A 22,788-nucleotide genomic window follows, 5' to 3' on the forward strand; every position below is an offset into this window, starting at 1 on the left:
AGGGAGCAGCATGTCCGAGCAGGCATACGACTACGTGATCGTCGGTGGCGGCACCGCGGGAGCGGTGCTCGCCGCCCGGCTGTCCGAGGACCCGGACTGCCGGGTCTGCGTGATCGAGGGCGGGCCCAGCGACGTCGGCGACCGGCGCGTGCTGGAGCTGCGGAACTGGATCAACCTGCTCGGCTCGGAGCTGGACTACGACTACCCCACCGTCGAGCAGCCCCGGGGCAACTCGTTCATCCGGCACTCCCGGGCGCGGGTGCTCGGCGGCTGCTCCTCGCACAACACGCTGATCAGCTTCGCGCCGCTGCCCGGTGACCTGGACGCCTGGGCGGCGGCCGGCTGCACCGGCTGGGACGCCGCGACCATCCTGCCGTACTTCGACCGGCTGCAGAACAACATCGTCCCGGTGGCGGCGAAGGACCGGAACCCGATCGCCCGGGACTTCGTCACCGCCGCCACCGCCGCGCTGGGCGTGCCGGAGATCAGCGACTTCAACGCCAAGCCGTTCACCGACGGCGCCGGGTTCTTCTCCGTCGCCTACGACCCGGAGACCGGCTACCGGTCGTCGTCCTCGGTGGCCTACCTGCACCCCATCCTGGACCGGCCGAACCTGGAACTGATGCTGGAGACCTGGGTCGGCCAGATCATCATCGGCGCCGGCCCGCGCGCCCGCGGCGTCCGCGTCCGCCGCCCGGACGGCACCACCGGCGAGGTGTACGCCGAGCGCGAGGTGCTGGTGTGCGCGGGCGCGGTGGACAGCCCCCGGCTGCTGCTGCTCTCCGGCGTCGGCGGCGCCGACGACCTGCGCCGGCTCGGCATCGACGTGGTGGCCGATCTGCCCGGCGTCGGGGAGAACCTGATCGACCACCCCGAGTCCGTGATCATCTGGGAGACGGACGGGCCGATCCCGAAGAACTCGGTGATGGACTCGGACGCCGGGCTGTTCGTCCGCCGCGACACGTCCGACCCCCGACCCGACCTGATGTTCCACTTCTACCAGGTGCCGTTCTCCTGGAACACCGAGCGGCTGGGCTACCCGGCGATCGAGCACGGCGTGTGCATGACGCCGAACATCCCCCACTCGCGCAGCCGCGGCCGGCTGTGGCTGCGCAGCGCCGACCCGGCGGAGAAGCCCGCGCTGGACTTCCGCTACTTCACCGACCCGGACGGCTACGACGAACAGACCATTGTGGACGGTCTGCGGATCGCCCGCCAGGTGGCCGCGCAGGAGCCGCTGAAGTCGTGGCTGGTCCGCGAGGTGGCGCCGGGGCTGGACGTGACCAGCGACGAGGCGCTGTCCGAGTACGGCCGGCGGGCCGCGCACACCGTCTACCACCCGCTGGGCACCTGCAAGATGGGCGCGGCCGACGACCCGACCGCCGTGGTCGACCCGGAGTTGCGGGTGCGCGGCGTCGACGGGCTGCGCGTGGTCGACGGGTCGATCTTCCCGAGCATCACCACGGTGAACCCGATGGTCACCGTCCTGATGATCGGCGAGCGCGCTGCTGACCTCATCCGCGGCTGAGGCCTTCGGGCCTCAGCCCGGCGGGACCGACAACGCGAAGGTGGCCGCGCGATGACAACCGTCTCCGCCGCGCTGACCGACTCGGCGACGATGCTGCGCCGCACCCTGCGGCACATGCTGCGCTACCCGTCGATGACGTTGCTGCTCGTCGGCATGCCGGTGGTCTTCCTGCTGCTGTTCGTCTACGTCTTCGGCGGCACGCTGGGCAACGGGCTCGGCGGGCCGGCGGGCGGCCGAGCCGCGTACGTCAACTACGTCGTCCCGGGGATCATCCTGATGACGGTGGCCACCGCGACGCAGGGCACGGCGATCTCGGTGGCGATGGACATGACCGAGGGCATCATCGCCCGGTTCCGCACCATGGCCATCGCCCGGGCGTCGGTGCTCACCGGGCACGTGCTCGGCAGCATGATCCAGACGCTGCTCGGTATGGCCATCGTCACCGGGGTCGCGCTGCTGGTCGGGTTCCGGCCCACCGCGGGGCCGGTCGGCTGGCTCGCCGCCATCGGCGTGCTCGCGATGATCACGTTCGCGCCGGCGCCGGCGTGCCGGGCGGTGGCCGAGGCGTGCAGCACCGCGGCGCACGCGTCGACCTGGTGCTCAGCCAGGGCGAGGCGGTAGCCGGTCGCGGTGCGCACGATGAGGTCCGAGCCGAGTTGCGCGCGGGCGCGGGAGACGAGGATCTGCAGCGCCTTCGTCGGGTTCTCGGGCTGCTCGTCCGGCCACAGCTCGTCCACCAGCCGAGCGGTGCCGCACCCGGCGCGCAGGTCGCGGGCGAGCAGCGCGAGCAGGCCACGCAACCGGGGTCCGGCGATCTCCCGACCGCGGTAGGCCACCCGCGGCAGCAGGATCAGCTCGGTGGTCACCGGAGCAGGTTATCCAGCTACCTGGCCAGCGGTGCCGTGTCATGGTGTGCGGGCCTGCTGCCCCGGTGGCGGGAAACTCGTTCGGGTGCGCCGGCTCAAGGAGGCGGCCGCCGAGCACCGACACCTCGGGCATGACGCGACTCGGCATGCCGAGGCAGCGGCGGCCCGGCCGGGACACCGACGGGTGGCGATGAGCCGGCTGCCGAGGTCAACCGCCGTGCTGCGGGCCGCCGGCCTGCCGGCGCGGCTGTGGCTGTCGGCCGCCGCACCGGAACTGTTCACGCTGCTGCGCCGGCTGGACGCCGAGGAGGCCTCCTACCGCAGGGTGAGCGGGATCCTGGCGGAGCATCTGTGCGCCTGCCTGGTCCCGGCGCCGCGGCTGACCTCCGCCGACCGCCGGCTGGCCGTGGAGGTGAGCCGGCGGCTCAAGGCGGGCGCGCTGGTCGGCGTCACGGACTGCCTGCGGTTGGCCGCGGCCGCCGAGGTCGACGCCTGCGACCGGGACCTGGCCAGGGAACTGCGCCGGCTCGGCGCGGCCGCGGACGCGCTGGCCCGGGTGCACCGGCGCGCCGGCGAGGCGGTGGCCAGCGAGAAGCGACGGCTGCTGCGCGCGCCGTGGGCGTTGCTGCGCGGCTTCGCGGCCGGCCGCCGGGTGCTCGCCGAGGCGGGGCTGCCGCCCGTGCACGCCACGGGCGCCGACCGCGCGAGCGGGGCGACCGGCCGGCGGCTGTGGCAGCGCAGCGACCGGCTATGGCGGGCGATCGCGGCCGAGGCGACCGCACCGGCGTCCGGGCAGGCCGCGCTGGTGTCGCTGGGCCGGCCCGCGTCGGGTCCCCTGGCGTTGACCGGGGAGATCGCCGTGGAGTGGGTGGCCAACGCCCGGGCACCCCGGTCCGTCCGGGACGCCGGGGTGGTGGTGGCGCTGGCCCCGCTGCACCGGGTGGACGGCGACCACCTGCGGGTGTGGGCGGCCGATCCGGCCGACCCGCAGCGGCTGACCGAGCGGCGGGTGCGGCTGACGCCCGTGGTGGCCGCCGTGGTGGACGCGTTGCGCGGCGGGGCGCTCCGGCTGGCCGACGTGGAACGCTCCGTGCTGGCCACCGCGGCGGGCCGGGCCATGCTGCGGGAGTGTGTGGCGCACCTGGCCGACACGGGGGTGCTGCGGGTGTCCGCCGCGCCCCGGCCGGTGTGGATCGGCTGGCAGCGGCTCGGTGGGCCGGGCCGCACGCCGCGTCCCGCGCTGGACGGCCGGCATGGTGGCCGCCGCCGGGTGTTCCGCCGGGCCTCCGGGGGGATCGACCCGCCCGAGGTGCGGCGGCTGGAGCACGCCGTGGCGCAGGTGCTGCGGCTGGCCGAGCTGATCGGCGAGGACCGTGGCGCCGTCGCCGACGACCTCGGCGACGAGCCGCGCCCGGTGCTGGACGTGCTGGCCGCCCCGCGCGCCCGTCGCGGGCGGCACGCCGCGGCCGCGCCCGGCTGGCCGGCGCCGTGCACGCCCGGGTCGGGTTACGCCCGGCTGCTGCGCACCATGGCGGACCGCGCGGACTCGGCCGCCGTGCTGGACATCGGCGCCGACCTGCTCGACGCCTGCGGCGCCGCGCCCGCCGGCTTTCGCTGGCCGGTGGACTGCGCGGTCCGCCCGCTGGGCCGGGACGGCGGCTGGGCGCTGGCGGCGGTGTCACCCGCCGGCTCGCTGGACGCGCCGGTGGCGGGTGGGCTGCTCCGGCTGTCCGGCGAGGTGGCGCATATCGCCTGGTACCGCGCCTTCCTCGGCCGGCTGGAACGGCGCACCGGCATGCCGGTGGTGGAGTTGCGCGTGCCGGGCTGCGCGGGCCCGCTGCACGCTCGGGCCTGGACCGGCGACCCCGACCTCGGGGTGCACCGTGCGGACGCGGCCGCGCCCCGGTACGTGCCGCTGGACGACCTCGTGGTGCGCCGCGCCGAGGGTCGGGTGGTGGTGGTGGAGGCGCCGGAGGGACCGGTGTGGATCGTCTACCACGGTCCCCGCACCCCACCGCCGCCGTGGGACGCGCTGGTCGCGGTGCTGCGGCACACCGGTGCGCCCGCGGTGTGGCCGCCGGACCTGCGGCAGTCGGTGCACGCCCTGCCCGGGCGCAGTTTCGTGCCGAGGATCGCGGTCGCCGGGGACCTGGTGGTCTCCCCCGCGCAGTGGCGACTTCCGCGCGCCGCGCTCTGCGACCCGCACGCCGACGACCTGGCCAAGGCCCGCGCGCTGGCCCGGCTGCGTGACGCCCACGGCCTGCCCCGCTGGGTGCGGGTGTCCACCGTGGACGATCCACGGTCGCTGGCCTGCGACCTGGAGAGCCTGCTCGCGGTGCGGGTGTTCGACGAGGTGGCCGTGGGCGGCCGCGGCGACGTGCTGATCGAGGAGATGGTGCCGCATCCCGGGCAGTACAGCGTGACCGACCCGGCCGACGACCCCGCCGACGTGGTGGCCGCCGAGGTGCTGTTCCGCTTCCCGTTCGCCGAGAATCCCGCCGCCCTCGCGGCCGTGATCCCGGCGCCCGCCGGCTACGCCGTCCCGCGCTCCCGAAGCACCGCATAACGGCGCACCAGGACGAAACGATAATCGTGCGCATCCCGCATAGGTAACATTCTTTTCCGCATGCCGCGCGAATATCACCGAGCCGGCGTGCTTGACCGGCGTATCGGCGGATGGGACGCTCAACGGTAACGGGAAAGCGACCGTGCGCCGGGATTCCGGGGTGGTCATTTCGGCGTGCGCCGCTGGGGGTTGTTGGGGGGTGGTGCGCCGGTGGCCACCTACGCATACCGTTGTCCGCGATGCGGGTCCTTTGATCTACACCTGCCGATCGGCAGCGCGCCGAGCACTGTGCCGTGCGCACGATGCGGCGCCGAGTGCCGGCGGCTGTTCACACCGCCCGCGCTGGCCAGGACGCCACACGAGGTGGCGGCGTTGCGGGACCGCGAGGAGGCGAGCCGGTCGGCTCCGCAGGTGGTTTCCGCGCCCGCGCCGGGTCGACCGCTGCCACCGCTTCCGCATCGCCGGCCGCGGCGCCGCGGCTAGCCGAGCTCGCCGCGCGGAAGGCGCGCCGAACACCGCGGAGATTGTCACCATGGAAAACGTTGGACTGCTCTACGTCGGCGCCGTTCTGTTCCTGAACGGGATGATGTTGCTCGGCAAGGTCGACTCCAAGGCCGCCGCCGTGTTCAACCTGTTCGTGGGGGGCCTTCAGGTCATCACTCCCACCTATCTCATCATCAGTTCCCAGGGACCCAGCGCCGCGGCGTCGAATACCATTCTACTGGCGTCCGGCCTGTATCTGTTCGGGTTCACCTACCTGTACGTCGGAATCGGCATCCTGGCTGGCCTCGACACGACGGGGGTCGGCTACTTCTCGCTGTTCGTGGCGATCGCCGCGGTGGGGTACTCGGTCGCCAGCTTCAAGATTCTCAGCAACAGCCCGTTCGGGGTGATCTGGCTGTACTGGGCGTTCCTGTGGGCGCTGTACTTCGTGGTCTTCGGGCTCAAGGAGGAGAGCCTGACCCGGTACACGGGCTGGGTCACCGCCATCGAGGGCTGGGTGACCGGTGCGATCCCGGCGTTTCTGCTGCTGACCGGCGCCTGGCGGAACGTCTACGTCAGCGCCATCGCCCTGGCCGCCTTCGGCGTGGTGGTGTTCGCCGCGCTCTACCCGCTGACCGGTCCGCCGGCCAGCCGGTGGCGTCTGACCCGCACGAGCCCGTCCCCGGGGAGTTGAGCGTGGACACGACGTCATGATCGGAAAACCGTGGGGAGGAAGAAAAGCGATGACGAACGTGGTTTTCGAGGTCGACCAGCAGCGGTCGATGACCGACCAGAGCGTTCCCGGACACAACCGCTGGCACCCGGACGTTCCGGTGGCCGCGATGGTGCGGCCGGACGAGGAGTTCCGCGTGGAGTGCCGGGACTGGACGGACGCGCAGATCCACAACGACAACTCCGCCAACGACGTCCGCGACATCGACCTGACCCGCTGTCACATGCTGAGCGGGCCGATCGGCGTGGAGCGCGCCGAACCCGGCGACCTGCTGGTGGTGGACATCCTGGAACTGGGGCCGGTGCAGGGCCGGCAGGCGACCGGCGACGCCCCCGGCCAGGGCTGGGGCTACACCGGGGTGTTCGCGCGGAACAACGGCGGTGGCTTCCTGACCGACTACTTCCCCGACTCCTACAAGGCGATCTGGGACTTCCACGGGCAGATGGCGACCTCCCGGCACCTGCCCGGCGTGCGGTACACCGGCATCACCCACCCCGGCCTGATCGGCACCGCGCCGTCGGCCGAGCTGCTGGACCGCTGGAACCGCCGGGAGCGGGCGCTCATCGACACCGAGCCGGACCGGGTGCCGCCACTGGGCCTGCCTCCGGACGAGCAGAACGCCCTGGCCGGCACCGCCGAGGGTGACGTGGCCCGGGACATCAGGGCGCGCGGCGCGCGCACCGTGCCCGCCCGGGAGAACGGCGGCAACCAGGACATCAAGAACCTCACCCGGGGCTCCCGGGTGTACTTCCCGGTGCAGGTCAAGGACGCCAAGCTGTCCATGGGCGACCTGCACTTCAGCCAGGGCGACGGGGAGATCACCTTCTGCGGCGCCATCGAGATGGGCGGCTACATCGACCTCCACGTCGACCTCATCAAGGGCGGCATGGAGCGGTACGGGATCACCACCAACCCGGTCTTCATGCCGGGCAACGTGGCACCGCAGTACACGGAGTACCTCACGTTCATCGGTGTCTCGGTGGACCACGACACGGACACCAACTACTACATGGACGCCACCCTGGCGTACCGGCGGGCCTGCCTGAACGCGGTCGAGTACCTGACCAGGTTCGGGTTCTCCGCGGAGCAGGCGTACCTGCTGCTCGGGTCGGCGCCGCTGGAGGGCCGGATCAGCGGCATCGTGGACATTCCCAACGCGTGCTGCTCGCTGTACCTGCCCACGGCGATCTTCGACTTCGACGTGAAGCCTACCGCGGAGGGCCCGCGCCGGGCCAACCGCGGCGCGTGCGCGGTCACCTCCTGAGCGAGTCGCCGGCCGGGAAACGCGCGGCGTCCGGGCGCGTCCGCCGCCCGGGCGCCGCGTCACGTTCCGGCTGGCCCGTTCGTCCTCTTCGCGAACCGCACGAATGGAGGACGAACGATGAACGTGACGCTGTGGATCCTGCAGGCACTGCTGGCCGCGATCTTCGCCGTTTCCGGGGCGTGCAAGTCGGTGCTGCCCAAGGAGCGGCTGGTGGCGATGGGCCAGACCGGGGTGGCGCCGTTCCCGCTGCCGCTGGTCCGGTTCACCGCCGTCTGCGAACTGTTCGGCGTGGTCGGGATCATCCTGCCGTGGCTGACGCACACGGCGGCCGTGCTCACCCCGCTCGCCGCGACCGGGTTCGCGGTCGTCATGGTGGGAGCGATCGGCTCGCACGCGTACCTGAAGGAACCTCGCAGCGTCGTGGCCACCACGGTGATCCTGGCCATGGCGGTGACCGTGGCCATCGGCCGGTTCGCCGGCCTCGGTTGAGCGCCCTCCCAGCGTGGCGCGCTCAACCGAGCGCGCCGTGTTTGATGGCGGCGACGAACCGGTGCCACGCGGAGGCGGGCACGACGATCACCGGGCCTGTCGGGTTCTTGGAGTCACGCACCGCCGCCGCCGGCCCGGCAAACGTCACCTCAACGCAGTTGGCGTTCCCCATCCCGGCGGTGCGGCTGCTTTTCCGCCACCGGGCACCGGCGAGATCCACGGTCGGCATGTCGCCCCCTCGGTCACGGTCACCGCTGGTCGGCCACCCGCTCGATCAGCGCGACGGACTCCTCCGGGGAGAGCGCGAGCGCCGCGAGGCGGTCGAAGTCGAGCCTACACTTCGCGACCTCGGATTCCTTCTCCACGTGCAGCGCGCCGGCCACGTGTTCGAGGTAGACCACGTCCCGGTCCTGCCGGTCGGGGAAGCTGACGATGGTGAACGAGCTGACGAGGCCGTAGTGCAGTCCCACGTCGCTGGGGAGCACCTGCACGGTGACATTGGGCAGTCCGGCGGCCCGCGCGATGTGCCGAAGCTGCGCCCGGGTGGCCTCGACGTCCGGCAGCCGTCGGTGGAGCACCGTCTCGTCGAGGATCGCGTGGAACTCCAGCGGCGGGTCGGCGGTGAGTCGTTCCTGCCGCTTCCGCCGAATGGCGACTCCGACTTCCACCGCATCGGTCGACCACTGTGTTGGCGACACGGCGAAAACGGCCCGGATGTAGTCATCGGTTTGCAGCAAGCCGGGCACGAGCCCGAGTTGGAACTCCCGCACCCGGCACGCCTCGTCCTCCATGCCCACGTATCCGGCGTCGAGCAGGCCGTAGGCGTGCCACCAGCCCTTTTCCCGGGCGCGGTCGTAGAGGTCGAGGTACCAGTCCCACTGGTCGACGGTGACCCCGTAGAGGTCGAGCATGGCGCGCAGGCCGTGGTACGGCGGGAGCTGGCCGTTCTCGATCCGGCTGATCGTGCTGTCGGTGTACCGCAGCAGGGTGGCGGCCTTCTCCTGGGACAGCCCGGCCTGCTCGCGTAACCGGCGCAGTTCGCGGCCGAGCTGCCGCTGCCGGAACGTCGGTCTGCTCCGCTTCACCACGTTCCCGCACCTCCCGACGGTCCTGATCGAAAGCTAGCCGCGGGAGTTGACATGCGGGAGATCCCGCATGCGATCTCCCGCACGCACGCTTCGCCACGTCATTCCACAAAGGACGCGGAGGCGGACGTGCCGCTTTTCGACTACCGTCACCGGATCGAGTACCGCCGGGTCATGCCGGACGGCCCCCAGGTGCACGAGTACACCGAGGTGGTGGACGACCAGGGCTGGTGCCTGCGGCGGTCAGGATGTCCCGGCAGCAGTGGCGCGAGCACTACACCCGGGTCTGCGCCGAGGACTTCCTCCCCCGAGTCGGCGCCTTACCCGGCCGGTGGGTGGTCAGCGTCTACCGGCTGCCGAGCGGCGGCGAGCGCCAGTTCGTCACCGCCGTGGCCGTGGACTGGCCGCCGAAGAGTGCGGGTTCCCGGAAGCGTGACGGTTCGAGTGGCCGCGCTGGGGCGTCCACTTGAGACTGTGTGGGTGGAGTCGTGCGTCCGGGTGGAGGTGCGCGTCGAGGGCATCGTGCAGGGCGTCGGTTTCCGCCCGTTCGTGCACGCCCTGGCCACCCGGTACGGCCTGGCCGGCCGGGTTGGCAACGACGTGTCCGGCGTGTTCGTGGAGGCCGAGGGCGCCCGTTCCGCGGTGGCCGAGTTCCTGGCGGCGATGGAGCGTGACCGGCCGCCGCTGGCTGTGATCGAGCGGCTGGTGGTCACCGAGGCGGCGCCGACCGGGGCGGGCGAGTTCGTCATCGTGCCCAGTGAGGCGGGCGGGCCGCGCCGCACGCCGGTGTCCGCGGACGCGGCGACCTGCGCGGACTGCCTGCGCGAACTGGCCGACCCCACCGACCGGCGGTACCGCTACCCGTTCGTCAACTGCACGAACTGCGGCCCGCGGTTCACCATCGTGCGCGGCGTGCCGTACGACCGGCCGCTCACCACGATGGCCGGGTTCGCCATGTGCGCCGAGTGCGCGGCCGAGTACCACGACCCGGCGAACCGGCGGTTCCACGCCCAGCCGACCTGCTGCCCGGCGTGCGGACCGCGGCTGCGCCTGGTGGACGCCGGCGGGCAGGAAAGAGACGGCGATCCCGTCCGGGACGCCGCCGAAATGCTCCACAGTGGACACGTTCTGGCGGTGAAGGGGCTGGGCGGCTACCACCTCGCGGTGGACGCGACCAGCGAGGCGGCGGCGGCTGCCCTGCGGTCCCGGAAACGCCGCGAGGACAAGCCGTTCGCGGTGATGGTCGCCGACCTGGACGAGGCGAGCCGGGTGTGCCACGTGGACGAACTCGCCGAACGCCTGCTGACCGGCCGGCGGCGGCCGATCGTGCTGCTGGACCGGCGGGCCGGCACCGGCATCGCCGCGTCGGTCGCACCGGGCAACCGGCAACTCGGCATCATGCTGCCCTACACCCCGCTGCACCACCTGCTGCTCGGCGAAGTCGCCCGGCCGATCGTGCTGACCAGCGGCAACGTCTCCGACGAGCCGATCGCACACCGCGACGAGGACGCCCTCGCCCGGTTGGCCGGCATCGCCGACGCGTTCCTCACCCACGACCGGGCGATCCACGTGCGCACCGACGACTCGGTGACGCGGCCGTTCCGCGGCCGGGAGATGCTGGTGCGCCGTTCCCGCGGATACGTCCCGGAACCGCTGACCGTGCCGTGGCCGTTCCCCCGGCCGGTGCTGGCCTGCGGGGCCGAGTTGAAGAACACGTTCTGCGTGGCGAAGGAGTACCGGGCCTACGTCTCCCACCACGTCGGCGACCTGGAGAACGCGGCCACGCTCCGCTCCTACACCGAGGGGATCAGCCACTTTCTCAACCTGTTCGACGTGCGGCCCGAGGTGGTGACGCACGACCTGCATCCCGAGTACCTGTCCACCAAGTACGCGCTCGAACTGCCCGATGTGGACGTCGTCGGTGTGCAGCACCACCACGCGCACGTGGCGTCCTGCCTGGCCGACAACGGCGAGGCCGGGCCGGTGCTCGGGGTGGCCTTCGACGGCCTCGGCTACGGCACCGACGGCACGCTGTGGGGCGGCGAGTTCCTACTCGCCGACCTCGCCGGTTTCCGCCGGCTGGCGCACCTGGACCCGATGCCGATGCCGGGTGGGTCGGCGGCGATCCGGGCGCCGTGGCGGATGGCCGCCGCCTACCTGGACCACGGCTACGCCGGTCGGCCGCCGGCACGGCTGGCCGTGCGGCGGCGCAACGCCGACCAGTGGGACGCGGTCACGGGGCTGGCCCGGCAGCGGCTGCACGCCCCGCTCACCTCCAGCGCCGGCCGGCTGTTCGACGCGGTGGCCGCGCTGCTCGGCGTCCGCGACACGGTGACCTACGAGGGCCAGGCCGCCATCGAACTGGAGCAGCGGGCCGACCGCGACGAGCGCGGCGGCTACCCGATCGGCACGCTGCCCGGCTCGCCGCTGCGGCTGTCCGGAGTGGACGCCGTGCGGGCGGCGGCCGAGGACCTGTGCCGGGGCGTGGCCGTGCCGGTGATCGCGGCGCGGTTCCACAACGGCGTTGCCGCCGCGGTCGTACGCACCTGCGCCCGGCTCCGCGAGTCGACCGGCGTGGATGTGGTGGCCCTGTCCGGCGGCGTGTTCCAGAACCTGCTGCTGCTGCGCCGCACCGTCGACGGCCTCGCCGGCGCCGGCATGCGGGTGCTGGTGCACTCCCGGGTGCCACCCAACGACGGAGGCATCAGCCTCGGCCAGGCGGCGGTCGCGGCCGCCCGCGACCGGGACTGCCCGACCGTCGCGGCCACCGGCGAGGTCACACCTGGCTGACGAAGGCTGGCCCGGCTCGGATCGGACGACCGCGCGACCGTGTTGCCGGCGGACTGTATCAGCGCCCGGGGGCGGCGGGACGCAGCCCGTTCTGCTGCCCGGCCTCAGCCATCCGGTCGTCGTAGGTGATCAGGAGGTCCGCGTCGAGAAGCATCGCGGACGCGACATGGATGGCGTCGAGGGAACGCAGCCGGTTCGGATTCAGGCGCTGGCTGAGGCTGACGACCTCGTCCCCGATCGGGTATTCGGCAATGCCGGACATGGCGTCGTCGACGAAATCCGCCGCGGCCACGTAGCCGAGGTCGAACCGCGTGCGGATCGCACGACTGACCTCGATCGCCGCCAGCCGGGACGACAGCAGCACGGCACGCTCGTCGGCGTGACGGCGGAGGGCGGCCCGCAGATCCTCGGACTCGGACTCCGCGATGACCCGCTTGAGCAACGCACTGCTGTCCAGGTAGACGCGCATCAGACGCGATCGTCGCGCTCGAGCAGGTCCAGGCTGCTCTCGCCAGGCTCGAGGTGCAGGCGCGGTCGCACGTCGCGGAACGGCAGCCGCGGCGGCGCGACCTTGCCCTGGGCGATCAGAGGATCGGTGTCGCCGACCTGGCTCGGCAGCAGCCCGAGATATCTCCCGACCGCCTCGCGCAGGATGTCCTGCTGGGAGCGCCCGGTGCGCCGCGCCTCGGCCCGCAACGCTGCTTCCGCGTCAGGCCCCAGCCGCAGGTTCATCGCCACGGCACAGATGGTACCAAATCAATACCGCGAGCGGTACTGTCGCATCTGACCGTTCACAGGCGCACATCGTGGCCAGGGAGTAGACGGTGGCGTCGGCTCACGCATGGCTGAGTTCGGGTGCGTGCCGGTGTAGGTGGATGGGGCTGGTGTGGATCCATGTGGCGTAGATGCCCCATCCCAGCGCGGACAGGCCGAGCCAGGTGATGGCCCGGTAGGTGAGCACGCTGACCGCGGCGGGCGCGGCGGGGACGCCGGCGGCGAGCATGACGCCGAGCAGCCCGGTCTCGGCGAGTCCGGCGCCGCCCGGGAAGATCTGCAGCGCGATGCTGCCCTGCACGATGAGGAACCCCACCGCGAGTACCGGCCAGGGCACCGAGGCGCCCACCCCCGCGACGGTGGCGGTGAGCGCCAGGTAGTCCAGCAGCCAGCTGCCGACCGCGAGCAGGATCAGCAGCACCCACCGCGGGGCGTGCGGCCGCAGCAGCGCGATGCGGGTGGACAGCCGCCGCGCCGCCTGCTCGGTCCGCGTCCGCCAGGCGTCCCGACACGGCGGGCACAGGCCCGGCAGCAGGCTGCCCAGCGCCAGCACCTCGTGCAGGCCGCGCCGCAGCACCGCCGGGTGGGTCAGCAGCGCCCAGCCGGCGACCGCGAAGGCCACCACGAGCAGCGCGAACCCCACGCCCGCGCCGAAGCCGATCCGCCCGGACCAGCCCAGCACCAGCGCGCCGAGCGCCACCAGCGTCAGCGTGTCGATCAACCCGGCGACCAGCACAGACCAGGACGCCAGCGCCGCGTCGACGCCCCGGCGGCGCAACTGGTCGATCGCGTAGACCAGCGCCCCAGCGCCGCCGACCACGGGGATCGTGCTGGACACCGCGTTCTCCACGATGTTGATGCCCTGCACCGTGCGCACCGTCAGGCGCGCCCCGCCGACCAGCAGCAACTGCCGGTGCATCTCCCCGTACAGGCCGAGCGCGCCGAGGCTGCACACCGCCGCGACCGCCACCCAGTGCCAGCGCACGTTCTCCAGCGTTCGCCCCGAGTGGGTGATGTCGCCGACGAATCCGGGCACCTTCCAGGCGAGGTAGGCGACGGCCGCGACCACGATCACCCAGTGCGCGGCCTGCCGCCAGCGCGCCCGGACCACCCCCCGCCAGGCGCTCACCGCCGGTGACTCCGCTCGTGTACGGCCGCCGCGCCGGCACCGGCCGGCACGCCGACACGGTCCGTCACCAGTGCCCGCCAATCCGGCATGCACGAGCAGCCCCGAACGGGGCGTACGCGGAGGATCGTCCCCGGGAGGCTCACCGCACCCATGCTAGGCGCCACCCGGCATCGGACCAGGTGGATCATCAGCTCAGCGCGGACACCGGGGTCACGCCGCGGTCGGGACCGCGCGGCGCAGCCAGGCGTACCAGGAGTCGAGGCCGTCGCCGCGGGTGGCGGACACCGGCAGGACGTCCACCTCGGGGTTGACGTGGCGGGCGGCGTCCACGAACCGGGGCATGTCGAACGGCACGTAGGGCAGCAGGTCCACCTTGTTGACCAGGACGAGGGTGGCGGCCCGGAACATGTGCGGGTACTTGACCGGTTTGTCCTCGCCCTCGGTCACCGACATGATCACCACTCGGTGCCGCTCGCCGAGGTCGAACAGCGCCGGGCAGACCAGGTTGCCGACGTTCTCCACGAGCAGCACCGAACCGGGCGGCGGGTCGAGCACCGGCAGCGCGCCGGCCAGCATCTCGGCGTCCAGGTGGCAGCCGGTGCCGGTGTTGATCTGGACCACGTTGCCGCCGGCGGCGCGGATCCGGTCGGCGTCGATCCGGGTGGCCTGGTCGCCCTCGGCGACCGAGATGGCCAGCTCGCCGCCGAGGTCGGTGACCATCCGCTCCAGCAGCGTGGTCTTGCCCGCCCCCGGCGAGCTCATCAGGTTCACCGCGAGCACGCCGTGCTCGGCGAACCAGGCCCGGTTCCGGTCGGCCAGCCGGTCGTTCTTGGCCAGCACGTCCTGCTCCAGCAGCACCGTCCTGGTCTCCGCCGGGTCATCGCAGCCGCAGGTTCCGCACACGATCAGGCCACCTCCACACGTTTGACCAGCAGTTGCCGGCCGCTGGTGAGTTCCAGGTCCGCGCTGCCGCACGGGCAGACCGCCAGCGGGTCGACCAGTTCGGTTTCCCGCCCGCAGCGCCGGCAGCGTCCCCGCCCGGGCGGTTCGACGATGTCCAGCCGGGCACCGGCCAGCGGGGTGCCCTCGGCGACCAGCGGGAAGCAGAACCGCACCGACTCGACCGCCACCCCGGACAGCCGGCCGATCTCCAGCACCACCCGGCTCACCCGCGTGTCGCCCAGCCGCTCGGTCACCGCGTCCACCACGCCCTGCGTGATCGCCAACTCGTGCATATTGATCAGCAGATGCGCGGCAGCGGGTCGCCGACCAGCAGGTCCACCACCCTGGTGCCGCCGAAACCGGTGTTGAGCAGCACCATGCCCGGCTGGTCGTCAGTGACCCGGCCGACGATCGCCGCCGCCTCGCCGAGCGGGTGCTCGCGCAGCGCGGCGAGTGCGGTGTCCGCCTCCGCGCCGTCCACGACGACCACGATCCGGCCCTCGCAGGCCACGTACAGCGGATCGATGCCGAGCAACTCGCAGGCACCGCGGACCTCGGTGCGCACCGGGATGGCGTCCTCGTCCACCACCACGCCGACCCCGGCGGCGGTGGCGATCTCGTTGAGGATGGTGGCCACCCCGCCCCGGGTGGCGTCGCGCATCGCGCGCACCCCGGTGGTGCGGTCCAGCAGGTGCGCGACCAGGCCGTGCACCGGCGCGGTGTCCGAGGCGAGTTCGGCGTGGATGTCCAACTCGCCGCGGGCCAGCATGATGGTGACGCCGTGCTCGCCGATCGGCCCGGACACCAGGATCGCGTCGCCGGGCCGGGCATGGACGACACCGAGCCGCACCGGCCGGTCCAGCAGGCCGACCCCGGCGGTGGTGATGTAGCAGCCGTCCGCCTTGCCGCGCTGCACCACCTTGGTGTCCCCGGTGACGATCTGCACGCCGGCCGCATCGGCGGCGGCCCGCATGGACGCCGCGATCCGGGTGAGCGCTTCGACCTCGAACCCTTCCTCCAGGATGAAGCTGGCGGACAGGTGCAGCGGCCGGGCGCCGGTGACGGCGAGATCGTTGACGGTGCCGTTGACCGCGAGGTCGCCGATGTCCCCGCCGGGGAAGAACAGCGGGGAGACCACATAGGAGTCGGTGGTGAAGGCCAGCCTCGCACCGTCCACAGTGCACTCGGCACCGTCCTCCAGCGGCTCCAGCAGCGGGTTGCCGAACGCGGCCAGGAACACCGCCTCGACCAGCGTGCGGCTGGCCTTGCCGCCGGAGCCGTGCGCCAGGGTGATCCGGTCCTCCCGGATCCGGGCCGCGCGCTGCCGGGCGCGCTCGATGCGGTGCAGCACCTGCTGCTCCCGGTCCAGTTGTGGAAGCCGCGGGTTCATCGCGCGGTCGCCTCCTTGACCCGGCTCCGGGTGAACCGGCCGAAGTTGTAGTAGGCGGCGCAGGCGCCCTCCGGGGACACCATGCAGGTGCCGATCGGCGTCTCGGGCGTGCAGGCGGTGCCGAACACCTTGCACTCCCACGGTTTGAGCACGCCTTTGAGCACCTCGCCGCACTGGCAGGACTTCGGGTCGGCGACCCGCACGCCGGGCACGGTGAACCGGCGCTCGGCGTCGAACGCGGCGTAGGTGTCGCGGACGCGCAGCGCGGAGTGCGAGATGAAGCCGAGGCCGCGCCACTCGAAGTACGGCCGCAGTTCCATCACCTCGGCCACCGCGCGCAGCGCCACCGGGTTACCGTCCCACGGCACCACCCTGCGGTACTGGTTCTCCACCTCGGCCCGACCCTCGGAGAGTTGCTTGAGCAGCAGGTAGATGGACTGCAACAAATCCAGCGGCTCGAACCCGGCGACCACCAGCGGTTTGCCGTACTCGGCGGCGATGAACTCGTACGGCCGGGCGCCGATCACGGTGGACACGTGTCCCGGCCCGAGAAACCCGTCCAGCCGCAGGTCCGGCGAGTCCAGGATGGCCTTGATCGCCGGAATGATGGTCACGTGGTTGCAGAACACCGAGAAGTTCGTGATGCCCTCGGCGGCCGCGCGGAGCACGGTCATCGCGGTGGACGGTGCGGTGGTCTCGAAGCCGATGGCCATGAACACCACGTGCCGGTCGGGGTGCTGCCGGGCCAGCTTCAGCGCGTCCAGCGGTGAGTACACCATCCGGATGTCCGCGCCGTTCGCCTTGGCGTCGAAGAACGACCCTTCGCCGCCGGGCACCCGCATCATGTCGCCGAACGAGGTGAGGATGACCTCGGACTGGCGGGCGATGTGGACGGCGTCGTCCACCCGGCCCATCGGGATCACGCACACCGGGCAGCCCGGCCCGTGCACCAGGGTGACGGTCTCCGGCAGGTAGTCCTCCAGGCCGTGCTTGTAGATGGTGTGCGTGTGGCCGCCGCACACCTCCATGAACCGGTACTGCCGGCCCGGTTCGCACAGCGCGGCGATCCGGGCGGCCAGCGCCCTGGCCTTGTCCGCGTCGCGGTACTCGTCGACGAAACGCATGGTCGTCACCGCCTACTCGATCCGGGATTCACGCAGCGCCGCCAACTCGTCCGCATACGCCTGGCCGAGGCTTTCCAGGAACTCCAGCGCCGACCGGGCCTCCGCTTCGTCGATTTTGGACAGTGCGAAGCCGACGTGCACCAGCACCCACTCCCCCGCCTTCGGCGGGTCCTCGGTGAGCAGGCCGATGTTGATCGCCCGGCGGACGCCGCTGACGTCGACCATGGCCAGGTCCGGCCGGTCGCTGAGCACCTCGACCACCTCCCCGGGGATACCGAGGCACATGGGATCACCTCATCCTTCGGTCGATTAGTTCGCGGACGATCCGGACGGCCTCGTCCACCGCGCCGGCCACCGGCGGGGACAGGCCGATGCCCTGGCTGGTGTCGGCGGGTTCGCAACCGACCACGAGGACCCGCCCGGCGTCCCCGCCGAGCAGCGCGAGCAGGTCCAGCACCGCGTCCGGCGTCATCCCGTGGGCGTCCACCGACGGCTTCGGCGCCGGCCCGGCCGGGCCCGCCCCGTGGACGGCGGCGGCGCAGGCCTTCGGCGCGGGCGCGCGGCGGTCCAGTTCGATCAGGTAGACGGTGCCCGGCTGGCCGCCACGGGCGGCGGCGTCCACCAGGATCGTGGTGTGGTAGCCGCCGAGCAGGTCGTAGGCCAGGCGCATGCCGCTGATGCCGTAGTCGGCGACCTGCACCCAGTCCGGCAGCGGCTGCTCGGCCAGCCGGCGGGCGACCTCCACGCCGAACCCGTCGTCGCCGAGGAAGATGTTGCCGATCCCGGCGACCAGCACCCGCGGGGTCACCGGGACACCTCCCCGTGCTCGCCGGCCGGTATCGGCTCCACCTCGTCGGGCGCGAAGTAGCGGAACCGGCCGTTCGCGCGGGCTATCTCGCCCGCCGGGTCGTCGTCCAGGGTGACCGCCAGGTAGTGCTCGTCGTCGCAGTCCAGGAACACCGCGTGCACCGTGGCGGTCCGGCCGGCCACGAACATGTCCTGCGCGTCGGAGCCGCCGGTGGGGCGCAACCGGACCCGGCTGCCCCGGCGCACCTCGACGCCGTCGACCAGCACGCTGTTCGCCTCCGGCCGCACCGCGGCGTCGGCCACCGGGTCCCACCAGGGCGGCGGCCCCGTGCCGGCCGCGCGCGGGTCCGGCACGGCCGGCCCGGTCGGTGAGCTCACCCGGGGCACCCGCCCCGTGCCGTGCAGCCGCCGCATCACCTCCGGCGGCATGCTCTCCACCCGGTCCAGGATCTCCGCGGCCCGCGCGTCCGTGGCCCGCGCCTGCCGCTTCTCCTCGTCGGTGAGGGTGAGCGTGCGCAGCACCAGCAACTCGTCGATCTCCGTGGCGTCGAACAGGTCGCCGGGGCTCTCGCTGGCCACCGTCGGGTGGTCGTAGAGCACGATCGGCGCGGACAGCACCACGTCCCGGCACCCGGGCGGCCCGCCGAGCACCGGCCAAGCGTTGCGGTTCACGCACGCCCTCGCGGCGTCCCCGGCCCATCCGGGCGGGTCGAGTAGGGACAGGAACCCGCCGCCGGTGGCGGCCAGCGCGGTGTGCGCGGCGATCAGCGAGTGGCGCAGCGCCTCGTCCCGACCCGCGCGCGAATCCCGCCACGGCGAGGTGTTGGCCACCTCGGCGCGGATCCGCAGCAGCTCGCGCGCCGCCGGCACGGGCTCGGCGGACAGCCGCAGCTCGCCGGACAGCGGGTGCCGCTGGCGGACGACGCGGCCGCGCAGCTCACCGGACAGCTCGCGCAGCTCCGCCACGTCCTGGCCGCCGGGAAGGGTGAACGGCACGGTGCGTGCCTCGGCCACCAGGTCGGCCACCCCGACCGCCGCGTCGACCTGCCGTTCCACCGCCTCGTCCCAGGTGACCGCATCGACCCCGGCCACCCGCAGCGCGTCCACCGAGACGAACCGGCCGCCCGGCTCGGCCCGCTGCACGATCCTGGCCTGGGCCTGCAGGAACCGGACCCGGACGTGCAGCGTGGCCCGCGCCGCCCGATCCGGGTCCGGCTCGAGCAGGCACTCGGTGCGCGCCGAGTCGTGCTCGCCGGTGCCGGCCTCGGCGTAGCCGGGCGGCACCAGCACACCGAACTGCCACCGCGCCCTGGCCTGGTTCTTCGCCGCCGTGCCCCGGTACGGGTAGAGCAGGTAGCCCTCGTACAGCACCGCGTCCGCGACCGCGGCCACTCGGTCCAGCGCCGCCGCCAGGTCCGGTGCGCCACGGTCCGGCACCGGGCCGCTCACGGGGTCGCGTCCTGCGGCAGCAGGCTGGCCAGCGCGGTGTCCCAGGTCGGCAGCGACTGGCCGGCCTTGTAGCGCAGCAGCGCGTCGAGGGTGTCCCGGTGCACCCGGATCCACGCCGCGTCCGGGAAGTACAGGTCCATCAGCTCCCGCCACACCCGCACCGGCATCCGGTGGGCGGTGCGGTGCCGCCACGGCACCTGCTCCACCCAGAACCCGGTGTCGCCGCGGCCGAACACGGTGCCGGAGAACATCAGCACCATCGGCACCGCGCCGTCCTCGAGCGCGTGCAGGTACTTGCCGGCGGCGACCTCGAGGTCGTAGGTGCACGGCACGGGCAGCTCGATCTCGGTGCTGCCGACGAAGCCGGGCACCATGATCGAGGTGTTGGCCAGTTCCAGCGACTGCGGCGGCTGCCCCCACCGGCCCGGCTCGTCGAACAGGTGGCCGAGCAGTTCGCCCTCCTCCGCCGAGTACTCCCGCTGCCGCGGCTCGATGTGGATCTGCACCCGCAGCGCGATCGCGTGGATCCGCAGCCCGCTCGGTGCGCCGATCCGCAACCGGAACAGCAGTGTCGGCGCGGCCGCGAGCCGCTGCGGTGCGACATCGACGCAGTCGAAAGACAGATCCGTCATGACACCCCCAGAGCTCAAGCGCGGCGCTCGTGGCCGAGTCGGTGAGCAGGCCCCCGCCCGGCCGCGTGGGGCGTGCCGGTGCTGCCGGAGCGGGATCCGGTTCGTCACTCCTCGGTGAGCGCCTCCCCGTTGTCGTTCCCGCCGCCGCCCATGCCGTCCTGTTCGCCGCTGCCGAGACCGTGCGCCCCGCCGCCGGGGGCGGTGCCGCCCAGCGCCGGATCGGACGGCAGCGCGGACACCGTCAGCTCCCACAGCACGTGGTAGACCGTGGTCTGCGCCTCCTGGATGCGGTGCACCGAGGTGGACGGCACGACGAACAGGTGGTCGATGCTCGCCGAGCTGGCCATCCGGCCGCCGTCCGCGCCGGCGATCCCGACGGTGAGCAGCCCCCTGCGGCGCGCCTCGTCGAAGCCGCGCAGCAGGTTCTCCGAGTTGCCGCTGGTGGACAGCCCCACCGCGATGTCGTTGCGGCGCGCGAACGCGGCGATCTGCCGCGCGTAGACGACGTCGAAGCCGACGTCGTTGGACAGCGCGGTGAGCACGGCGACGTCGCTGGTCAGCCCGAAGGCGGGCAGTGGCCGCGCGCCCCGGCCCGGGTGCAGGAACAGGCTGGCCAGATCCTGCGCGTCGGTGGCGCTGCCGCCGTTGCCGAACGCGAACAGCCGGCCGCCGCAGGCGAACGCCCGCGCCATGTCCGCGGCGCACGCGGCGAGCCGCTCCGCCTCGCGGGCCACCACGTGGCCGCGCAGCTCGGTGATCTCCCGAATCTTGTCTACTGTGGACCGTTGGACCTCGGTGAGCACGGCGTCCGTGTCACCCCGGTCCGCGTAGAGGAACGGGTACAGCGAGGCCATCGGGTCGGTGGCGCGTTGCCGGGTCACGACGACCGTCCCAGTACCGCGATGGCCTCCTTGGCGTGCACCAGGATCGTGTCGCCGACCCGGGCGTCCACCAGGGCCACGCTGACCACCTCCTCGCCCGCGCCGGTGTGCACCGCGGCGAGGTCGTCGTCGAGCAGGCGCGTCACCCGCACCGGCACGGCCTCGTCCGAGCACGTCACGCAGACCTCGTCGGCGCAGTCGGCGGTGCGGTCGGAACCGGCCACGTCAGACCACCTCCGGGGTCAGGGCACCGGGCTGCTCCAGGAACACGTGCACCAGCTCCCACAGCACGTGGTAGACGGTCACGTGGATCTCCTTGACGATCCGCGGGTCGGCGGACCGCGCGACGATCACGTGGTCCACGGCGGGTGCCGCCGCCACCGAGCCGCCGTCGCCGCCGCACAGCGCGACGGTGAGCAGCCCCATGTCGTGCGCGGTGGCCAGGCCGCGGAGCACCCCCCGGCAGCGGCCGTCCGCGGAGATGCCGAGCGCGATGTCCACCGGCTCGGCGAGGTGGCGGATCTGGTGGGCGAACACCTCGGCGACGCCGACCTCCTCGGCCACCCCGGTCACCGTGGCCGCGTCCGTGGTCAGCGAGATCGCCGGCAGCGCCCGCTTGCCCACGATCACCGGGTGGACGAACTCGACCGCCACGTGCTGGGCGTCGGTGGTCGGGCCGCCGCTGCCGAAGACGATCAGCTTGCCGCCGCGGTGGAACCGGGCGGCCATCGCATGGCAGGCCGCGGCGACCGCGTCGGCGTCCGCGGCGACGCCCTCCACCGGCGCGATCCGCCGGTCGAACAGCTCCCGCGCCTGGGCGGCGTGCACGGTCGACGGCTCCACGGACGGCTCCCCCCGAACGGCCTTGTCATGGCCGCCTCACCGTACGGTTGGGCCGGAGGCCGGACCAGCCGGACGCCGCAGAACCCTCCGGGCGAGCGACCGGTCGGCCGTGCCCGCCGCCGGGCGCCGGTGCGGCGGCACCGCCGGCCTCGCCCGCGCACCGCTCGCCCGTCCGGCCGCTCACGGCTCGTCCCGGCGGCTGCGGCGCGCCCGGGCGTCGCGCCGGCCGGCGGTTGATCGCGGAGAGACACCCGGTTCGGTGTGTGTAGCCATCCTTCGGATGGGCGATTCCGCGCAATGTTCATCCGGGTGGCGTAATCAGTTCACCGCAGAGTAACGGTACGCTCGCAGCTCTCGATGGGTGAAGCGCGGCGCCCCGGCGAAGGAGCGAGGGGTTCGGGGTCGCCGAGGGGCACCGCCGCACGGCCGGTCGACACCTCCGCGGGGAGGCGGACACCGGCGCGACGGTGCAGCCCTTCCTGGTGCCGCGGTGGGCAGCAGCCCCCCGACTGCCCACCGCGCACCTCCCCCGCCACCCCGCTCGGCCCCCGATGGCATGGTCGGGGTTACACCCATAGGGTGATGGCCGTTCGGTGCCGGCATCGGCGCCCGACCATCCTCAGCCAGGCCGCCAATCGACACCGCCGCCCTCACCAGGGTGTATGACAGATCGTTCCGAGAACGGTCACATGGCGTAGCCGCCATGGCGCCGAAGGGCCGCCGGGGATGCGCGGTCGGCGGGGTGTGGGTGCGGTAGGAGAGAATGCCCGCGAATGGCGGCCGGGAGGCGGCCGCCGGGCAGGAGTCGATCGATGCGGGGTCGGGGTTGCTGACCAGCGGTCAGGCCACCACGGACAGGGTGGCGGGGGCGAAGCCGCCGCGCCTGGGGCTGCGTGCTTCGGCCGCGGTGGGGTTGGGGCGTGCCGCGTCCTGGCTGTCCCGGGCGGCCGGGCGCGGGGACGGGGCCATCATCGGGGGCCGGGTCGCGCTGGCGGTGGACCCGGGCGTGCTGC

Annotated in this window: 22 protein-coding genes and 3 pseudogenes; 9 read left to right on the forward strand and 16 right to left on the reverse strand. The window is 73.0% G+C overall.

What is annotated here, in order from left to right:
- The first annotated feature begins 10 nt into the window (after positions 1-10).
- From FFT21_RS01810 to FFT21_RS01840, 6 genes and pseudogenes are all read left to right on the forward strand, one after another.
- Positions 11-1,528: a GMC family oxidoreductase gene (locus tag FFT21_RS01810; protein WP_137811920.1), complete on the forward strand. Its 1,518-nt coding sequence runs from the start codon at positions 11-13 to the stop codon at positions 1,526-1,528.
- 51 nt (positions 1,529-1,579) lie between these two features.
- Positions 1,580-2,113, forward strand: a pseudogene (locus FFT21_RS29060) (ABC transporter permease); the annotation flags it as partial.
- Positions 2,114-2,479: 366 nt separating this feature from the next.
- Positions 2,480-4,960: a lantibiotic dehydratase gene (locus tag FFT21_RS01820; RefSeq protein ID WP_137811922.1), complete on the forward strand. Its 2,481-nt coding sequence runs from the start codon at positions 2,480-2,482 to the stop codon at positions 4,958-4,960.
- Positions 4,961-5,492: 532 nt separating this feature from the next.
- Complete coding sequence (locus FFT21_RS01830; protein WP_137811924.1) at positions 5,493-6,137, forward strand: AmiS/UreI family transporter; 645 nt, start codon at positions 5,493-5,495, stop codon at positions 6,135-6,137.
- Between the two features lie 49 nt (positions 6,138-6,186).
- Positions 6,187-7,440, forward strand: a complete 1,254-nt coding sequence (gene fmdA, locus FFT21_RS01835) for a formamidase (RefSeq protein ID WP_137811925.1) — start codon at positions 6,187-6,189, stop codon at positions 7,438-7,440.
- 117 nt (positions 7,441-7,557) lie between these two features.
- Positions 7,558-7,929 (forward strand): DoxX family protein, encoded by a 372-nt coding sequence (locus tag FFT21_RS01840; protein ID WP_137811926.1) that lies wholly within the window; start codon positions 7,558-7,560, stop codon positions 7,927-7,929.
- A gap of 22 nt (positions 7,930-7,951) precedes the next feature.
- Here FFT21_RS01840 and FFT21_RS01845 read toward each other — a convergent pair whose 3' ends face one another.
- Both FFT21_RS01845 and FFT21_RS01850 read right to left on the reverse strand, forming a co-directional pair.
- Positions 7,952-8,158: a DUF397 domain-containing protein gene (locus tag FFT21_RS01845; RefSeq protein WP_192909338.1), complete on the reverse strand. Its 207-nt coding sequence runs from the start codon at positions 8,156-8,158 to the stop codon at positions 7,952-7,954.
- A gap of 19 nt (positions 8,159-8,177) precedes the next feature.
- Positions 8,178-9,014, reverse strand: coding sequence for a helix-turn-helix domain-containing protein (locus tag FFT21_RS01850; protein ID WP_225978023.1), 837 nt, complete (start codon positions 9,012-9,014; stop codon positions 8,178-8,180).
- Between the two features lie 230 nt (positions 9,015-9,244).
- Here FFT21_RS01850 and FFT21_RS29490 point away from each other — a divergent pair, with 230 nt between their 5' ends.
- Both FFT21_RS29490 and hypF read left to right on the forward strand, forming a co-directional pair.
- Positions 9,245-9,484 carry a hypothetical protein gene (locus tag FFT21_RS29490; protein ID WP_137811928.1) on the forward strand — a complete coding sequence of 80 codons (240 nt, stop codon included), beginning with the start codon at positions 9,245-9,247 and terminating at the stop codon, positions 9,482-9,484.
- Between the two features lie 10 nt (positions 9,485-9,494).
- The gene (hypF, locus tag FFT21_RS01860; RefSeq protein WP_225978024.1) at positions 9,495-11,804 is read left to right on the forward strand and encodes a carbamoyltransferase HypF; all 2,310 of its coding nucleotides are present in this window, start codon (positions 9,495-9,497) and stop codon (positions 11,802-11,804) included.
- A 58-nt stretch (positions 11,805-11,862) separates the two neighbouring features.
- On the opposite strand, the gene FFT21_RS01865 is transcribed toward hypF, so the two are convergent.
- From FFT21_RS01865 to FFT21_RS01930, 14 genes and pseudogenes are all read right to left on the reverse strand, one after another.
- Positions 11,863-12,273 carry a type II toxin-antitoxin system VapC family toxin gene (locus tag FFT21_RS01865; RefSeq protein WP_137811929.1) on the reverse strand — a complete coding sequence of 137 codons (411 nt, stop codon included), beginning with the start codon at positions 12,271-12,273 and terminating at the stop codon, positions 11,863-11,865.
- Positions 12,273-12,542, reverse strand: coding sequence for a ribbon-helix-helix protein, CopG family (locus FFT21_RS01870; RefSeq protein WP_137811930.1), 270 nt, complete (start codon positions 12,540-12,542; stop codon positions 12,273-12,275). Before FFT21_RS01870 ends, FFT21_RS01865 begins: the two co-directional genes overlap by 1 nt.
- A gap of 97 nt (positions 12,543-12,639) precedes the next feature.
- A complete protein-coding gene (locus FFT21_RS01875) occupies positions 12,640-13,707 on the reverse strand; it encodes a lysylphosphatidylglycerol synthase transmembrane domain-containing protein (RefSeq protein WP_192909339.1) in 1,068 nt (355 codons plus the stop codon).
- Between the two features lie 210 nt (positions 13,708-13,917).
- Complete coding sequence (gene hypB, locus FFT21_RS01880; protein ID WP_137811932.1) at positions 13,918-14,610, reverse strand: hydrogenase nickel incorporation protein HypB; 693 nt, start codon at positions 14,608-14,610, stop codon at positions 13,918-13,920.
- A 2-nt stretch (positions 14,611-14,612) separates the two neighbouring features.
- Positions 14,613-14,942, reverse strand: a complete 330-nt coding sequence (locus FFT21_RS01885) for a hydrogenase maturation nickel metallochaperone HypA/HybF (RefSeq protein WP_137811933.1) — start codon at positions 14,940-14,942, stop codon at positions 14,613-14,615.
- A 5-nt stretch (positions 14,943-14,947) separates the two neighbouring features.
- Positions 14,948-16,039: a hydrogenase expression/formation protein HypE gene (gene hypE / locus FFT21_RS01890; protein ID WP_137811934.1), complete on the reverse strand. Its 1,092-nt coding sequence runs from the start codon at positions 16,037-16,039 to the stop codon at positions 14,948-14,950.
- Complete coding sequence (hypD, locus tag FFT21_RS01895; RefSeq protein WP_137811988.1) at positions 16,036-17,163, reverse strand: hydrogenase formation protein HypD; 1,128 nt, start codon at positions 17,161-17,163, stop codon at positions 16,036-16,038. Before hypD ends, hypE begins: the two co-directional genes overlap by 4 nt.
- A gap of 12 nt (positions 17,164-17,175) precedes the next feature.
- The gene (locus FFT21_RS01900) at positions 17,176-17,448 is read right to left on the reverse strand and encodes a HypC/HybG/HupF family hydrogenase formation chaperone (protein WP_137811935.1); all 273 of its coding nucleotides are present in this window, start codon (positions 17,446-17,448) and stop codon (positions 17,176-17,178) included.
- A 4-nt stretch (positions 17,449-17,452) separates the two neighbouring features.
- A complete protein-coding gene (locus FFT21_RS01905) occupies positions 17,453-17,971 on the reverse strand; it encodes a hydrogenase maturation protease (RefSeq protein ID WP_137811936.1) in 519 nt (172 codons plus the stop codon).
- Entirely contained in the window at positions 17,968-19,419 is a 1,452-nt protein-coding gene (locus FFT21_RS01910) for a hypothetical protein (RefSeq protein ID WP_192909340.1), read from the reverse strand. Before FFT21_RS01910 ends, FFT21_RS01905 begins: the two co-directional genes overlap by 4 nt.
- The gene (locus FFT21_RS01915) at positions 19,416-20,051 is read right to left on the reverse strand and encodes a DUF6084 family protein (protein WP_137811937.1); all 636 of its coding nucleotides are present in this window, start codon (positions 20,049-20,051) and stop codon (positions 19,416-19,418) included. Before FFT21_RS01915 ends, FFT21_RS01910 begins: the two co-directional genes overlap by 4 nt.
- A gap of 227 nt (positions 20,052-20,278) precedes the next feature.
- Positions 20,279-20,905 (reverse strand): annotated as a pseudogene (locus tag FFT21_RS01920) (D-sedoheptulose-7-phosphate isomerase); the annotation flags it as partial.
- A gap of 23 nt (positions 20,906-20,928) precedes the next feature.
- Positions 20,929-21,156, reverse strand: a complete 228-nt coding sequence (locus tag FFT21_RS01925) for a HypC/HybG/HupF family hydrogenase formation chaperone (RefSeq protein ID WP_137811939.1) — start codon at positions 21,154-21,156, stop codon at positions 20,929-20,931.
- Between the two features lies 1 nt (position 21,157).
- Positions 21,158-21,775: a D-sedoheptulose-7-phosphate isomerase gene (locus FFT21_RS01930; RefSeq protein WP_225978025.1), complete on the reverse strand. Its 618-nt coding sequence runs from the start codon at positions 21,773-21,775 to the stop codon at positions 21,158-21,160.
- Between the two features lie 763 nt (positions 21,776-22,538).
- Between FFT21_RS01930 and FFT21_RS01935 the strand changes: the two are divergent.
- Positions 22,539-22,788 (forward strand): annotated as a pseudogene (locus FFT21_RS01935) (hypothetical protein); the annotation flags it as partial.

This window comes from Gandjariella thermophila (genome assembly GCF_005405885.1).
GTDB classification, from domain to species: domain Bacteria; phylum Actinomycetota; class Actinomycetes; order Mycobacteriales; family Pseudonocardiaceae; genus Gandjariella; species Gandjariella thermophila.